At 40.9% G+C, this 14,432-nt stretch carries 19 protein-coding genes and 5 pseudogenes; 22 read left to right on the forward strand and 2 right to left on the reverse strand.

The window, feature by feature from the left end:
* Positions 1-256: 256 nt before the first annotated feature.
* From R4537_RS01615 to R4537_RS01705, 19 genes and pseudogenes are all read left to right on the forward strand, one after another.
* Complete coding sequence (locus R4537_RS01615) at positions 257-490, forward strand: DUF3709 domain-containing protein (protein WP_002023451.1); 234 nt, start codon at positions 257-259, stop codon at positions 488-490.
* Between the two features lie 425 nt (positions 491-915).
* Positions 916-1,097, forward strand: a pseudogene (locus tag R4537_RS01620) (DUF645 family protein).
* A gap of 284 nt (positions 1,098-1,381) precedes the next feature.
* Positions 1,382-1,648 carry a DUF3709 domain-containing protein gene (locus R4537_RS01625; RefSeq protein WP_181725189.1) on the forward strand — a complete coding sequence of 89 codons (267 nt, stop codon included), beginning with the start codon at positions 1,382-1,384 and terminating at the stop codon, positions 1,646-1,648.
* A 289-nt stretch (positions 1,649-1,937) separates the two neighbouring features.
* Positions 1,938-2,669 (forward strand): hypothetical protein, encoded by a 732-nt coding sequence (locus R4537_RS01630; protein ID WP_071179051.1) that lies wholly within the window; start codon positions 1,938-1,940, stop codon positions 2,667-2,669.
* Positions 2,670-2,825: 156 nt separating this feature from the next.
* The gene (locus R4537_RS01635) at positions 2,826-3,959 is read left to right on the forward strand and encodes a RelA/SpoT domain-containing protein (protein ID WP_071179052.1); all 1,134 of its coding nucleotides are present in this window, start codon (positions 2,826-2,828) and stop codon (positions 3,957-3,959) included.
* Between the two features lie 118 nt (positions 3,960-4,077).
* The gene (locus R4537_RS01640; protein WP_080483472.1) at positions 4,078-4,359 is read left to right on the forward strand and encodes a DUF1289 domain-containing protein; all 282 of its coding nucleotides are present in this window, start codon (positions 4,078-4,080) and stop codon (positions 4,357-4,359) included.
* Between the two features lie 352 nt (positions 4,360-4,711).
* Entirely contained in the window at positions 4,712-4,972 is a 261-nt protein-coding gene (locus R4537_RS01645) for a DUF3709 domain-containing protein (protein ID WP_248344628.1), read from the forward strand.
* Positions 4,973-5,407: 435 nt separating this feature from the next.
* On the forward strand, positions 5,408-5,578 hold the full coding sequence (locus R4537_RS01650) for a DUF645 family protein (protein WP_000483444.1): 171 nt from the start codon (positions 5,408-5,410) through the stop codon (positions 5,576-5,578).
* A gap of 243 nt (positions 5,579-5,821) precedes the next feature.
* Positions 5,822-6,484: a hypothetical protein gene (locus tag R4537_RS01655; RefSeq protein ID WP_338952979.1), complete on the forward strand. Its 663-nt coding sequence runs from the start codon at positions 5,822-5,824 to the stop codon at positions 6,482-6,484.
* 437 nt (positions 6,485-6,921) lie between these two features.
* Positions 6,922-6,972, forward strand: a pseudogene (locus R4537_RS01660) (DUF645 family protein); the annotation flags it as partial.
* Positions 6,973-7,231: 259 nt separating this feature from the next.
* Entirely contained in the window at positions 7,232-7,474 is a 243-nt protein-coding gene (locus tag R4537_RS01665; protein WP_000107462.1) for a hypothetical protein, read from the forward strand.
* Positions 7,475-7,642: 168 nt separating this feature from the next.
* Positions 7,643-8,710 (forward strand): GTP pyrophosphokinase, encoded by a 1,068-nt coding sequence (locus tag R4537_RS01670; protein ID WP_170831662.1) that lies wholly within the window; start codon positions 7,643-7,645, stop codon positions 8,708-8,710.
* Positions 8,711-9,058: 348 nt separating this feature from the next.
* A pseudogene (locus R4537_RS01675) lies at positions 9,059-9,121 on the forward strand (DUF645 family protein); the annotation flags it as partial.
* Positions 9,111-9,224 (forward strand): cell shape-determining protein MreC, encoded by a 114-nt coding sequence (locus R4537_RS01680; protein WP_230611254.1) that lies wholly within the window; start codon positions 9,111-9,113, stop codon positions 9,222-9,224. The pseudogene R4537_RS01675 and the gene R4537_RS01680, both read left to right, overlap by 11 nt.
* A gap of 202 nt (positions 9,225-9,426) precedes the next feature.
* On the forward strand, positions 9,427-9,750 hold the full coding sequence (locus R4537_RS01685) for a DUF3709 domain-containing protein (protein WP_148537625.1): 324 nt from the start codon (positions 9,427-9,429) through the stop codon (positions 9,748-9,750).
* 340 nt (positions 9,751-10,090) lie between these two features.
* Entirely contained in the window at positions 10,091-10,354 is a 264-nt protein-coding gene (locus R4537_RS01690) for a hypothetical protein (RefSeq protein WP_071179112.1), read from the forward strand.
* Positions 10,355-10,481: 127 nt separating this feature from the next.
* Positions 10,482-10,997: a MazG-related protein gene (locus R4537_RS01695; RefSeq protein WP_071179111.1), complete on the forward strand. Its 516-nt coding sequence runs from the start codon at positions 10,482-10,484 to the stop codon at positions 10,995-10,997.
* A gap of 138 nt (positions 10,998-11,135) precedes the next feature.
* The gene (locus R4537_RS01700; RefSeq protein WP_001035095.1) at positions 11,136-11,963 is read left to right on the forward strand and encodes a HEPN domain-containing protein; all 828 of its coding nucleotides are present in this window, start codon (positions 11,136-11,138) and stop codon (positions 11,961-11,963) included.
* Between the two features lie 323 nt (positions 11,964-12,286).
* A pseudogene (locus tag R4537_RS01705) lies at positions 12,287-12,439 on the forward strand (DUF645 family protein).
* A gap of 175 nt (positions 12,440-12,614) precedes the next feature.
* Here R4537_RS01705 and R4537_RS01710 read toward each other — a convergent pair.
* Together R4537_RS01710 and R4537_RS01715 are read right to left on the reverse strand one after the other, a co-directional pair.
* Entirely contained in the window at positions 12,615-12,914 is a 300-nt protein-coding gene (locus tag R4537_RS01710; protein WP_000802131.1) for a type II toxin-antitoxin system RelE/ParE family toxin, read from the reverse strand.
* A complete protein-coding gene (locus R4537_RS01715) occupies positions 12,911-13,153 on the reverse strand; it encodes a type II toxin-antitoxin system ParD family antitoxin (RefSeq protein WP_002044787.1) in 243 nt (80 codons plus the stop codon). Before R4537_RS01715 ends, R4537_RS01710 begins: the two co-directional genes overlap by 4 nt.
* Before the next feature lie 284 nt (positions 13,154-13,437).
* Here R4537_RS01715 and R4537_RS18670 point away from each other — a divergent pair, with 284 nt between their 5' ends.
* The 3 genes and pseudogenes from R4537_RS18670 to R4537_RS01730 all read left to right on the forward strand — a co-directional run bounded on the left by R4537_RS18670 (position 13,438) and on the right by R4537_RS01730 (position 14,354).
* Positions 13,438-13,497 carry a DUF3709 domain-containing protein gene (locus R4537_RS18670; protein WP_369698709.1) on the forward strand — a complete coding sequence of 20 codons (60 nt, stop codon included), beginning with the start codon at positions 13,438-13,440 and terminating at the stop codon, positions 13,495-13,497.
* Between the two features lie 11 nt (positions 13,498-13,508).
* Positions 13,509-13,726, forward strand: a pseudogene (locus tag R4537_RS01720) (DUF3709 domain-containing protein).
* A gap of 337 nt (positions 13,727-14,063) precedes the next feature.
* The gene (locus R4537_RS01730) at positions 14,064-14,354 is read left to right on the forward strand and encodes a YkgJ family cysteine cluster protein (RefSeq protein ID WP_080483480.1); all 291 of its coding nucleotides are present in this window, start codon (positions 14,064-14,066) and stop codon (positions 14,352-14,354) included.
* Positions 14,355-14,432: the final 78 nt, after the last annotated feature.

The following is a 14,432-nucleotide window of genomic DNA, read 5'->3' on the forward strand; positions in this document are numbered from 1 at the left end:
GGGACTGTCAACGCGTGGCGTTTCCAGTCCCATTGAGCCGCGGTGGTTACAGTTGTTGTGTTTGAGTTTTGTGGTGTGCGTTGCCAGCCCCTTAGGCGGGCGTTATGCTTAATCCATAAAATCAGTAGGTTGTGAATGTCGATTCCTTTGGCATTTCGTTCAGGTTTTGTCGGCAATTCAATATTGTTTGTCGCTGCCTAATGAAGCTGCAATGTGTCTGGCGCTGTAAATTCTGAGTTATTGCCTCATTAGGTTTTTGAGTCTGCGCGAGGTTAGTATTGTTGGCTCAAGTCGCTTTGAGCAGTTTGGTGCCTTTACTTGCTGGCTGAAAGTCAGTCGGCAATTGAGCATTGTTTTTCGCTGCCTAATGAAACGGCAATGTGTTTATCGCTGTACGTTTCAGCGTGATTGCCTCATTGAGTTATTGCGCCCATGCGTGGTGAGTGAGTTTGTCGGAGAGGGTTTCCACATTGGCCTAGTCGCTAAATGAAAGCCTGCATTGGTCAGTTCATAGGTAAAAGTTGAGCCAGTTCTAATTCAAGAAAATTCGAAGTTTGGTCAATGATTTCAGTGGGTTATTCTTGAGTTGGTTCAAATGTAAAGTGTTGAAGCTTAAGCATAACAAACGCCTCAAGAGGGACTGTCAACGCGTAGCGTTTCCAGTCCCAATGAGCCGCGGTGGTTACGGTTGCTGTGTTTGAGTTTAGTGTTATGCGTTGTCAGCCCCTTAGGCGGGCGTTAGCTTCTTGAAGCAAAATTCATCAAAGTCTGGGTTTAATTATTCTGAAGATTCAGCTTTTAGCGTTCAAGTTGCACAATTTAGCTTTTGAGTTTTGCCTGATGTTGATTTGGTAGAGCGTATTGAAATTTCAGCAGTTTCAAAGCCGCCGTAAGCTAACAAACCTCGATGCTTCCATTTTGTTGGATGCTCCACACGGAAAGTTTGGTTTCACAAAGGCTGCATCATCGCTGTGATCTGGCTTTCTTTGTCCCGGACTTTTAATCGTGGCCAATTTAGCCTTGATCGTTTTAAGTTTTGGCTACTTACTTCACAGCTTTTTGTGTTGGACGTGTGTTTGTTCGATGCTTTTCCGTAAAATTACTTTCAAGCAAATGTGATAAAAACCATTGTAAAACAATAGGCTACGAAGCTAACAAGCGCCTCAAAGGGACTGCCAACGCGTGGCGTTTCCAGTCCCATTGAGCCGCGGTGGTTTCGGTTGTTGTGTTTGAGTTTAGTGTTAATGCGTTGCCAGCCCCTTAGGCGGGCGTTATGCTTAATCCATAAAAATCAGCAGGTTGTGATTGTCGATTCCTTTGGCATTTCGTTCAGGTTTTGTCGGCAATTCAATATTGTTTGTCGCTGCCTAATGAAGCGGCAGTGTATCTGGCGCTGAAAAATCGCGGTGATTGCCTCATTGTGTTGTTGAGTCTGCGCGAGGTTAGTGTTGTTGGCTCAAGTCGTTTTGAGCAGTTTGGTGCCTTTACTTACAGGCTGAAAGTAAGTCGGCAATTGAGCATTGTTTTTCGCTACCTAATGAAACGGCAATGTGTCTGTCGCTGTAAATTTCAGTGTCATTGCCTCATTGAGTTGTTGTGCCCATGTGTGATGACTGGGTTTGTCGGAGAGGGTTTCCACATTGGCTAATTTGTAGGATGAAGCTCTGCATTGGTTAGTTCGCAGGTAAAGTTTGATTCAGTTCCAATTTAAGAAACTCTATGGTTTGGCTAATTATTTCAATGGTTTATTTTTGAGTTGTTTCAAATGTACAGTGTTGAAACTTAAGCATAACAAACGCCTCAAGAGGGACTGTCAACGCGCGGCGTTTCCAGTCCCAATGAGCCGCGGTGGTTTCGGTTGTTGTGTTTGAGTTTTGTGGTGTGCGTTGCCAGCCCCTTAGGCGGGCGTTATATGCGTATGCGCGTATGGGTAATATATGAAACAAAAAATAATATGCACGTTGGTATTTTCTATCGGTATCATAATTGGTAGTTGGTTTGGTATTAATCGAGTCACTGTTGAATTTGAAAGTATTCCCAGTAAGTCATTTTTCGATTTACTATCATTGACCTTAAACTTCGGTGGTTTTATTTTATCAGGGCTATCATTTGCAATTGCATTTAATGTTTTTTCTGAATGGAAGTTACATCATAAAAAAGAGCTATTAATGGAATTAAAAACAGAATCTATTGATCGTATGCTTAAATGTCATACTGCTCTATCAGTTTTTTCTTATCATAATGCTTGTAAAGATACATCGTTACTATTTAGTAACTCCATTTCTGAACTTCAAAGTGTTACTATGCGTTATTTTAGTATGATAACTTCCAAAGAAATTTCAACTGTTGAATTGTTGGCTTGTAATATCAATGGTGACCGAATGAAAATAGTTAAAGATTATTCGACATTGATGGTGCATATCTATAATTCGGTCAAGGTTGATTCGGCATTAATTGATCATCAATTTATAACATTTTCCAATGGAAATAATGGAAATTTTGCGCGGAAGAGAATGCTTGAAGTTAGTATAAATAATCTAGGAATTAATCTATCGATACAGAATGATCAATTGGACTTAAATAAATTGAGTGGGGAACTGTACCTTTTTCTCATAAATAATAGCGGTGAGTTGGTAGAGCAAGCATATTCCGATGATGACCGCATATAACAAACGCCTCAAGAGGGACTGTCAACGCGCGGCGTTTCCAGTCCCATTGAGCCGCGGTGGTTACGGTTGTTGTGATTGGGTTTAGTGTTATGCGTTGCCAGCCCCTTAGGCGGGCGTTATACAGGTATATGCGGATATATTAGATTTTGGTGAAGTATGGCAAACGAACAGTATAAAGATCAAAAAAAACCACTTGCATATAGTAAAGGTGAAATAGAAAGAGCTGCAGATAGCATAAGACATGGGGTTCAAGGTGATGAACGAAACGTTGCTATATCAAAAATCCAAAATTTCCGAGAGTTTCACCTTTACCCGTTGATGTTACTTAAGAATCACCTAGTTAGAACTGCTAATAAGGTTAATAAGAAAATAATTGTAGCTAGACGTTTGAAACGCTTACCTACAATTATCAATAAGCTTGAAAGGCCTACGCTAGATGGTCAAGGTGCTAATAGTATTCGAATTACAAGTATGCAAGACATTGCTGGTTGTAGGGCAATAGTTAAAAATACTAAGCAGCTTTTTGAACTTAAAAAACGGCTTGAAAGTAGCCGTTCAGTACACAAAATTATTCGAACTCGTGATTATCTAGTGCAGCCAAAAGAAAGTGGTTATGGTGGTTTGCACCTTATATACAGTTGCTACGAAGGGCAAGAAGAACATCATACGTGGAACAAAGCAAAAGTAGAAATACAGCTAAGAACAGAGCTACAACATTCTTGGGCAACAAGTTTAGAAATCATTGATACTCTTACGGGAATTGAATTGAAAACTAGCCACGATGGACATGAAAAGTGGCGGCGCTATTTTTCTTTGGCTGGACAATTGGTTGCTCATCATGAACAGCTATGCACCATTACACAAGATGAGCTAGAAAAATTATGCCTTGAACTCAAACAACTTGAGACTGAGTTACATGTACTGACTAAGCTCGCTCAATACTCATTAGCAATCAACTTTACAACAGGAACGCAAGTACCAAAGAAAGCGTTAAATAGTAACTGTATGTTTTTGGTTGAAATGATGCGAGATGGTCACAAACATCCTTATGAAAATGAAGCAAAAAAAGTTATGAAAATGAAAGTTTCCATAACAAGATTTAGTTCAAAACAAAGTGACACTGCATTGAAAGCTCTGAATGAGTCTGAGCTTAATGAAAGTGTCGTATTGTCTGTATTGTTATCAGCTCCTGATATACGTATGTTAAAAAAAGCATACCCAAATTATTTTGGTTCAACGCATCAGTTTGGTAATTTTATCAAGTCCTACATCAGTAATATCCCTGTATAACAAACGCCTCAAGAGGGACTGTCAACGCGTAGCGTTTCCAGTCCCATTGAGCCGCGGTGGTTGCAGTTGTTGTGTTTGGGTTTAGTGGTATGCGTTGCCAGCCCCTTAGGCGGGCGTTATGTGTTTTTCTGAAAAATTTTCACAGCTCTGCGCTTATAATTCAGACGTGAGGTGCACTATGTCTGAAAATCAAAACGTTAAAAGAGCTGAACCGATTAAAACGTGTTCATATAAGAGTCCTTGTGTTCGTCATTGTTGTTTAGATGACAAAGACATCTGCATAGGTTGTGGTAGGACTCTTGACGAGATATGTTGTTGGAGTAGTGCAACAAATAGCGAAAAACAAGAGATACTAATCAATAGTTTAGCTAGAGTTCAGAGTCGAAATATATCGACATGAAGCATCTTAGTCTTGTGTATATGATAGCTTTTTATCGAATGCTGTTTGGCATAAATGCCTTTCGCTACCCATTTAAATGGAAGGGTGGGCATCAGAAACACACACATAACAAACGCCTCAAGAGGGACTGTCAACGCGTGGCGTTTCCAGTCCCAATGAGCCGCGGTGGTTTCGGTTGTTGTGTTTGAGTTTAGTGGTTTGCGTTGCCAGCCCCTTAGGCGGGCGTTATGCTTAATCCATAAAATCAGTAGGTTGTGAATGTCGATTCCTTTGGCATTTCGTTCAGGTTTTGTCGGCAATTCAATATTGTTTGTCGCTGCCTAATGAAGCTGCAATGTGTCTGGCGCTGTAAATTCTGAGTTATTGCCTCACTAGGTTTTTGAGTCTGCGCGAGGTTAGTGTTGTTGGCTCAAGTCGTTTTGAGCAGTTTGGTGCCTTTACTTACAGGCTTAAAGTCTGTCGGCAATTGAATATTGTTTTTCGCTGCCTAATGAAACGGCAATGTGTCTGTCGCTGTAAATTTCAGTGTTATTGCCTCATTGAGTTGTCGCGCCCATGCGTGGTGAGTGAGTTTGTCGGAGAGGGTTTCCACATTGGCCTAGTTGCTAAATGAAAGCCTGCATTGGTCAGTTCATAGGTAAAAGTTGAGCCAGTTCTAGTTCAATGAAAGTCGAAGTTTGGTGAATGATTTCAGTGGGTTATTCTTGGTTTGGTTCAAATGTAAAGTGTTGAAGCTTAAGCATAACAAACGCCTCAAGAGGGACTGTCAACGCGTGGCGTTTCCAGTCCCATTGAGCCGCGGTGGTTTCGGTTGTTGTGATTGATTTTAGTGGTATGCGTTGCCAGCCCCTTAGGCGGGCGTTAGCTTCTTAAAGGCTAAAATCATCAAAATCCCAACTTCTTGTTCTGAAAAATCAGCTTTTAGTCTTCAAATTGCACAATTTGGCATTTGAATTTTGCTAGATGCTGATTTGGTAGAAAGTGTTGGAAGTTCCGCAGTTTCAAAGCCGCGGAAAGTCAACAAGTCTCGATGCTTCAAAGTCGTTGAATGTTCAATTCGGTCAACTTGGTTTCACAAAAAGCAACATCGTCGCTGAAATCGTGCTTCTTTGTCGGAAATGCAGTAAGTGGCCAACTTAACCTTGAACGCTGCAAGTTTTGGCAGCTCACTTCACAGCTTTTGGCGTTGGATGTGTGTTTGAGTGATGCTTTTGCGTAAAATGCATTTCAAGCAAATGTGTTTAAAAAGTCATTGTTAAACAATGGGCTACGAAGCTAACAAACGCCTCAAGAGGGACTGTCAACGCGTGGCGTTTCCAGTCCCATTGAGCCGCGGTGGTTTCGTCTGTTGTGATTGAGTTTAGTGGTAATGCGTTGTCAGCCCCTTAGGCGGGCGTTAGCCCTCAAGAGGAAAAAAGTGATATTTCGGACGTTAAGCATACTAGCAATAATTGGTAGCGTTTTGTGGTTCATAAGTGAGCCTAGTCCAGAGCCTGCAGTCGTGTTTGTTGCTAGTCTCGCTGCATTCTTTAGAGACGAAGTTCATGGCATCATTGGTGCTAAATTTGTATCTCTCTCATCACGAGCGGCTCCAATACGTGATTTTCAGCACTACAAATATTCATTTGTTTCTGATAACTACATATCACCCGCGATATTAGATGATCTTAATGGTTGGATTTCTGATGTTGGCGACCAAATTGTTTCTATCAATATCTCTGACGCCAACCAGAGTAATCGATATTTTGGTAAAGTTGATACGCGGCATGTTTCTGGCACTTTTCCCGTAGTTGACTATAAAAGTGACGATAAATATTTGAGTTACCAGTATGTTGGTTGTTCGTTTAGTGGTGTTCATATCTTGAAGTTAGTTTCTAACTACGGAGGTGGCGGCTATTTCCATTCGCTGCTACTTGTAACTGTAATGGCGGATAGCTGCATTGAGTTTGAATCAACTTCTAAAGCGATTAAAAAGGAACGTTTTGTTATTAAAAAAGTAGGCACGATACCTTTAGGTGACCGTTACGATGGTACGGTTACATATAGGTTGGGCTTCCTGACAATATCGGCCTGTAAAGGTTTAAAAGCGTTACGTACCAAGCACGAGCGGGTATTCATACTTTAGGCATCGGGCTAACAAACGCCTCAAGAGGGACTGTCAACGCGTGGCGTTTCCAGTCCCAATGAGCCGCGGTGGTTATGGTTGGTGTGTTTGAGTTTAGTGGTAATGCGTTGTCAGCCCCTTAGGCGGGCGTTAGCTTCTTAAAGGCTAAAATCATCAAAATCCCAACTTCTTGTTCTGAAAAATCAACTTTTAGTGTTCAAATTGCACAATTTGGTATTTGAATTTTGCTAGATGCTGATTTGGTAGAAAGTGTTGGAAGTTCCGCAGTTTCAAAGTCGCTGAAAACCATCAAGCTTTGATGCTTCAATGTTGTTGGATGCTCCGCACTGAAAGTTTGCTTTCACAAAAAGCAGCATCGTCGCTGAAATCGCGCTTTCTTTGTAGGAAGTTCGGTAAGTGGCAAACTTAACCTTGATCGCTGCGAGTTTTGGCAGCTCACTTCACAGCTTTTGGCGTTGGACGTGTGTTTGAGTGATGCTTTTGCGTAAAATGCCTTTCAAGAAAAGGTGTTTAAAAGTCATTTTGAAACAATGGGCTACGAAGCTAACAAACGCCTCAAGAGGGACTGTCAACGCGTGGCGTTTCCAGTCCCAATGAGCCGCGGTGGTTGCAGTTGTTGCGTTTGAGTTTTGTGTTATGCGTTGCCAGCCCCTTAGGCGGGCGTTAGCTCTCTTTCAAAGTTCATCGCAGAGTCCAAAAAGCCAAGCTGGATTTGAAGTTCTTTTTAGCAATATTTCAGGAGATAGTATGAGCACAAGGTTTTGTGAAAAGTGTGGGAAGAACACTGAACATAAAGAAGTGATGAAGCAAAAGCCATCAAAGTACGGTAAGTCCAAAAGAGAGCAGTTCAAAGCATTTCTAGATGGATTTTTTAGTAGTTCGGCAGCCTCTTTACCTGGTGGCGTTTCGTTAGAATTAACAGATAGATATGTTGTTTGTGCTATCTGTGGCAGCACAACTTTAGAAAATCATGGTGAACAATTTCAGTAACCTATTCGCCAAGCAGAGAGCTAACAAACGCCTCAAAAGGGACTGTCAACGCGCTGCGTTTCCAGTCCCATTGAGCCGCGGTGGTTACGGTTGTTGTGTTTGAGTTTGGTTGTTATGCGTTGTCAGCCCCTTAGGCGGGCGTTATACGATTTAAGTGAGGATTGCATCTTGTCAAAAGAACAAGTAATAAAAGAATATGATGAGAAACTAGGGCTTTATACACAGCTTTCAACATCAGTTGAGTCTTTGATTTCTCGCTTGTTGAGTGTTTCTGAAATCACACCTCACTCGATCAGTGCTAGAGTTAAAGACCGTCTTAGTTTAGTAAAGAAAATTGAGAAAAAAGAAAAATATAAGTCACTATCAGATTTGACTGATATTGTTGGTATCAGATTGATAAGTCATTATTCTGATGAAGTTGATAAAATTGCAAACATAATTGAACAAGAGTTCAATGTTGATAGAGAGAACTCTATTGATAAAAGGGCAAGCTTAGATCCCGATCGATTTGGATACCTATCATTACATTATGTTGTTAGTTTATCTGATAGCCGTTCAGGATTGATTGAGTATAGCAAATTTTCAGGGTTAAAATTTGAAGTTCAAATAAGATCAATACTTCAACATACATGGGCTGAAATTGAGCATGATATTGGTTATAAATCTAAAATTGAAATTCCTAAACCTGTGCGTCGTAAATTTTCTCAACTTGCTGGTTTATTGGAGTTGGCGGATGACCAATTTATTCAAATTAGAAATGAATTAAGTAATTACGAAACAGATGTAAAAGACGTTATTGTGATCTCTCCTCAGAGTGTGGATATTGATACTATTACAGTACTTAATTACATAAATAAAGATAAATTCATAAGTGATCTAGATAGAAAAGTAGCAAAAATATTAAAAGTTGACTTAATAGAATTGACTAAAGAAAACGCATCTCGACATGTTAAGTATCTTGATTACTTTAAAATTGATAATTTCTCAGAACTAGATGAATGTGTTAATAAATATCAGGAATATATTATGCAGAGAGCTGCTGATATAGGTGAACACAAAAATGGTGAGACAGTTAGCCGAGGGATTTCTCTATTTTATTTATATCAAATTTTAGCGTCTAAGCTTGAATCCGAAAATGATATATTAGAATTTCTCAACCACATGAGCTTATCATGGGCAGATAAACGAGAAGATTTTGCTAAGTATTTGTATGAATTTGGTAAGAAAATCGTATAACAAACGCCTCAAGAGGGACTGTCAACGCGTGGCGTTTCCAGTCCCATTGAGCCGCGGTGGTTTCGGTTGTTGTGTTTGAGTTTAGTGGCAATGCGTTGCCAGCCCCTTAGGCGGGCGTTAGCTTCTTAAAGCGAAAATCATCAAAATCTGGGTTTAATTGCTTTGAAAACTCAGCTTTTAGCATTCAAATGTCACAACTTGGCTTTCGAGTTTTCCTGATGCTAATTTGGTAGAACGTGTTGAAAGCTCAGCGATATCAAGTCGCTGAAAATCCACAAGCCCCGAAGCTTCAATGTTGTCGGATATTCAACACGGCAAATTTGGTTTCACAAATGCTGCATAATCGCTGTGATCTGGTTTTCTTTGTCGCGGACTCTTAACCGTGGCCAACTTAGCCTAGATCGTTATAAGTTTTGGCAGCCAACTTCACAGCTTTTGGCGTTGGACGTGTGTTTGTGTGATGCATTTGCGTAAAATACATTTCAAGCAAATTTGTTTAAAAAGTCATTTGTAAACAATGGGCTACGAAGCTAACAAACGCCTCAAGAGGGACTGTCAACGCGTGGCGTTTCCAGTCCCAATGAGCCGCGGTGGTTGCAGTTGTTGTGTTTGAGTTTAGTGGTATTGCGTTGCCAGCCCCTTAGGCGGGCGTTATGCTTAATCCATAAAAATCAGCAGGTTGTGATTGTCAATTCCTTTGGTATTTCGTTCTGGTTTTGTCGGCAATTCAATATTGTTTGTCGCTGCCTAATGAAGCGGCAATGTATCTGGTGCTGAAAATTCAGTGTTATTGCCTCATTGAAATGTTGAGTCTGCGTGGGGTGAATGTTGCTGGCTCAAGTCGTTTTGAGCAGTTTGGTGCCTTTACTTACAGGCTTAAAGTCTGTCGGCAATTGAGCATTGCTTTGCGCTGCCTAATGAAATGGCAATGTGTCTGTCGTTGTAAATTTCAGTGTCATTGCCTCATTGAGTTGTCGTGTCCATGCGTGGTGAGTTGGTTTGTCGGAGAGGGTTTCCACATTGGCCTAGTTGCTAAATGAAAGCCTGCATTGGTCAGTTCATAGGTAAAAGTTGAGCCAGTTCTAATTCAAGGAAACCCGGAGTTTGGCTAATGATTTCAGTGAGTTATTCTTGAGTTAGTTCAAATGTAAAGTGTTGAAGCTTAAGCATAACAAACGCCTCAAGAGGGACTGTCAACGCGTGGCGTTTCCAGTCCCATTGAGCCGCGGTGGTTTCGGCTGTTGTGTTTGAGTTTAGTGGCATGCGTTGCCAGCCCCTTAGGCGGGCGTTATAAGCTCTTAATTCTGTTAATTAAGTCAACTTATGCGTAATTGATAATCTGTAACATCTCATAAGTTTAACTTGCTCATATGGATGCTTATGAAATCTTCATCTCGTAGTAAAAAAATTGCTATAGCTTCAAGTTTTTTCTTTGTCTTAGGATTGATATCTTTAAATTTTGAAGGTCTTGGTTTGTTGCCAATTTTTATTGTTGTTGTTTCCTTTTTTATGGCAGTGGTTCACGGAGTTCTTCATTTTAGTGGACGAAAAAATGGAGATGTATTCGAAACATATCAAGAAGCAGCAAAAACTAAGGCATCTGCATTAGAAGTTGGTTTGAATAGCAAAGTAGAAAAACGCTAGCACGCTTATAACAAACGCTTCAAGAGGGACAGCCAACGCGTGACATTTTTACTATGCGTTGGTTTTTGTGGTTACGGTGCTATGCGGAAACTTGGTAGTAGCGTTGGCTGCCCCTTAAGCGGGCGTTATGGCGCAATATGAAACAACCAGTGAGGTGATTGTGAGCCAGAAAGTAAAAGTTGCATTGCTGTGGCTCAAAGAGCTTCTCGAGTCGAAGCAAATTTCATATCAAATAGTGGGTGGTTTAGCGGCCAAAATCCATGGCGGCTCACGAGAAGTCGCAGATATTGACCTCTATATTCACAAAAGTGATGCGCATAAAATCTTGGCGGATGTTAGCCAATATATTTCAAAGCCTCTTACTCATTACATCGAAGGCTCTTGGGATTTAGAGTATTTTCAGTTGATTTATGGCTCACAGAAAATAGAAATAGGCCTAGCACCAGGAACTAAAATACGAGCATCGGAAAGTGATGAGTGGCATGAGCTGCATACCAATTTTGAGCGTTCAGTTTCTGGTGAATACTTGGGTGTTGTGGTGCCGACAATACCCGTTGATGATTTGGTTGCTTACAAACGTGTACTTGGCCGAGAAGTTGATTGGATTGATATTCAAGAGTTAACGGGTGAAATCACGCCATAACAAACGCCTCAAGAGGGACTGTCAACGCGTGGCGTTTCCAGTCCCAATGAGCCGAGGTGGTTGCAGTTGATGTGTTTGAGTTTGGTTGTTATGCGTTGCCAGCCCCTTAGGCGGGCGTTATATTTTTAAGTTGGTTAAATGAATAAAAAGATATTAAATATTCATACGAATGCGTATGAGAAATGGAAAACTCAAACCCAAGATGCATTTGAGTTTTCAGTCCTAGTATGTTCGGCTGTTCCTACATTAAAACGAAATATTCAGCTATTTGAGAAAGGTGTTATAGATTCAATGACCAAAGCTGATCATTACGCTCCGAAAGGAGATGTTTCGCGTGAACAGCAAAATAAAATGAATACTGAACTTAAGGGACGAGCTGTAGGATATAAACAAAAATTAGCTAAGTATACATTGCTCAGTAATTTTAGTTTTTTCGAATCGTATGTTCATGATGTAATTTATGAATTTATTGATTCTCATGGTGGTAGAGATCAATTACTTGCTAATGCCAAGAAGAAAACACTAGATCATATTACAAATGATAGCCAAGACATTGAGAAGCTAAGACGAAAAATAAGAAGAGCAAATAAGGTTAAATCCTATCAACAGTATGTTTCGGCAAGCGATAAACTTGAAGGTTTAGGGTACAGATTTCCAAGTGAACAATTTTCAACCTATGGCATAAAGATGCTAGTTGAGCGTTTGAGTAATCTACGTTCTGTTGAAATTCCAGATTTACTTTCAGATGGATTCTCTCTAGAACTCTCAGAACAAGAGGTAAGTGATTTCCATGGTATAAGAGATATAAGAAACAAAATCGCTCATGGGGAACCTGTAAATTTGGATTTACGAGAAGTTGCTGATAAATGCTTGATAATAAGAGAAATAGCAAAGAAAGTGGACCAACATCTACTAAGATATTTTTTTATATCTGAAACCTTTCCTAAAAGTGCCGAAAAAATATAACAAACGCCTCAAGAGGGACTGTCAACGCGTGGCGTTTCCAGTCCCATTGAGCTGCGGTGGTTTCGGTTGTTGTGTTTGGGTTTTGTGGTAATGCGTTGCCAGCCCCTTAGGCGGGCGTTAGTTTCTATCTAGAAAAAATCATCAAAAGCTCAGACTCAATGCCCTGAAAAGTCGGCCTTAAGTGTTCAAGTCGCACTATTTGGCTTTTGAGTTTTGCCTGATGCTGATTTAGTAGAAAGTGTTGAAAGTTCAGCTATTTCAAAGTCGCTGAAAGCCAACAAGTCTCGATGCTTCAAAGTTGTTGGATGTTCAACTCGGTCAACTTGGTTTCACAAAAAGCAGCATCGTCGCTGAAATCGCACTTTCTTTGTCGGAAATTCGGTAAGTGGCCAACTTAACCTTGATCGCTGCGAGTTTTGGCAGCTCACTTCACAGCTTTTTGCGTTGGAGTGTGTTTGTGTGATGCATTTGCGTAAAATGACTTTCAAACAAATGCGTTAAAAGTCATTGGCAAACAATAGGCTACGAAACTAACAAACGCCTCAAGAGGGACTGTCAACGCGCGGCGTTTCCAGTCCCAATGAGCCGCGGTGGTTGCAGTTGTTGTGTTTGAGTTTGGTGGTAATGCGTTGCCAGCCCCTTAGGCGGGCGTTATGCGCCAAAGATCGGATTAACATCCATGCTCTTATGTAAAATACGGACGACTCTAATTTGTTGGCTGCCTGTTTGTTGATAAAAAATTACATGGCTACCTTGAGGAAATTTCCGGTAACCATCTCGAATTTCATCACACGATTTGCCGATGTCGGGATTTTCAGCCAAAAGCCAAAATGAATCGTCAAATTGCTTTAAGTAGATGTTTCGCTGTTCTTTGCCCCAACGGCGTTGAGTAAATAAAGCGATATCACGTAAATCAGTTTTGGCTGCAGTTGTAAGATTAAATGGTTTCATCGATTAGTTTCACTATCAAGTTCATTGATGAAACTATCAAGGTCGTAATCAGCGTCACCACTTTGTTCACCTTCAACAAGTAGTTGACGAAGAGTCTGCAGTTTAGTCTCTTGGTTTTCGAGTAAACGCAAAGCAGAGCGAATGACTTCACTTGCAGAGCCATAACGCCCACTTTGAATTTGGTTTGTGATAAAACCATCAAAGTGCTCACCAAGGGTAATACTTGTGTTCTTAGCCATAAATTTCATCCTCAAAAGTACCAAGAAGTACCTAATTATGGTATCAAATGACTTCCAAGGCAAGGCGCATAACAAACGCTTCAAGAGGGACAGCCAACGCGTGGCATTTTTATCGTGCGTTGGTTTTTGTGATTACGGTGTTATGCGGTAAGTTGGTAGTAGCGTTGGCTGCCCCTTAAGCGGGCGTTATGCTTAATCCATAAAATCAGCTGGTTGTGATTGTCGATTCCTTTGGCATTTCGTTCAGATTTTGTCGGCAATTCGATATTGTTTTTCGCTGCCTAATGAAGCGGCAATGTGTCTGGCGCTGTACATTCCAAGTTATTGCCTCATTGGAATATTGAGTCTGCACGAGTTGAGCTTTGCTTTTTCAAGTCGCTTTGAGCAGTTTGGTGCCTTTACTTATGGGCTTAAAGCCTGTCGGCAATTGAGCATTGTTTTGCGCTGCCTAATGAAACAGCAATGTGTTTGCCGCTGTACTTTCAGTGTTATTGCCTCATTGAGTTGTCGTGCCCATTCGTGGTGAGTTGGCTTGTCGGAAAGGGTTTCCACATTGACCTAGTTGCTAAATGAAAGCCTGCATTGGTCAGTTCATAGGTAAAAGTTGAGCCAGTTCTAATTCAAGGGAATTCGAAGTTTAGCCTATGATTTCAGTGATTTACTCTTGGGCTTGTTCAAATGTAAAGTGTTGAAGCTTAAGCATAACAAACGCCTCAAAGGGACTGTCAACGCGCGGCGTTTCCAGTCCCAATGAGCCGCGGTGGTTTCGGTTGTTGTGTTTGAGTTTTGTGGTGTGCGTTGCCAGCCCCTTAGGCGGGCGTTATGGCTATCAAGTTGAGTCCATCATTAATGTCGGTAAATTGGTTTAAATTGCAGTACTATTCTGCGATTAAACTTGCTGAAGAACTCGATGACAATCCCAATTAAAAATGTATCAAATCCGGAAATATCGTGCTCAAACTGCGATGCTTGTTGTTGCCGTTTGGAGGTTATGATCATTACCGATACAGGTGTACCAGAGCAGCACATTGCATTTGATGAATGGGGTGGAGAAACTATGCTGCGTTTGTCAGATGGTTGGTGTTCAGCTCTAGATCGTGAAACGTTCATGTGCGCAATTTACGAAAATCGCCCTTGGATTTGTCGAGAATTCGAAATGGGCTCTTACGAATGTCGATATGAACGGATAGAGCTTTCCTAAAGTTTTACCCAATAAATCAGTGAGTTGTTAGCCATAACAAACGGTTCAAGAGGGACAGCCAACGCGTGGCATTTTTAT

The sequence above is a fragment of the Vibrio paracholerae genome (assembly GCF_037672085.1).
GTDB classification, from domain to species: domain Bacteria; phylum Pseudomonadota; class Gammaproteobacteria; order Enterobacterales; family Vibrionaceae; genus Vibrio; species Vibrio cholerae.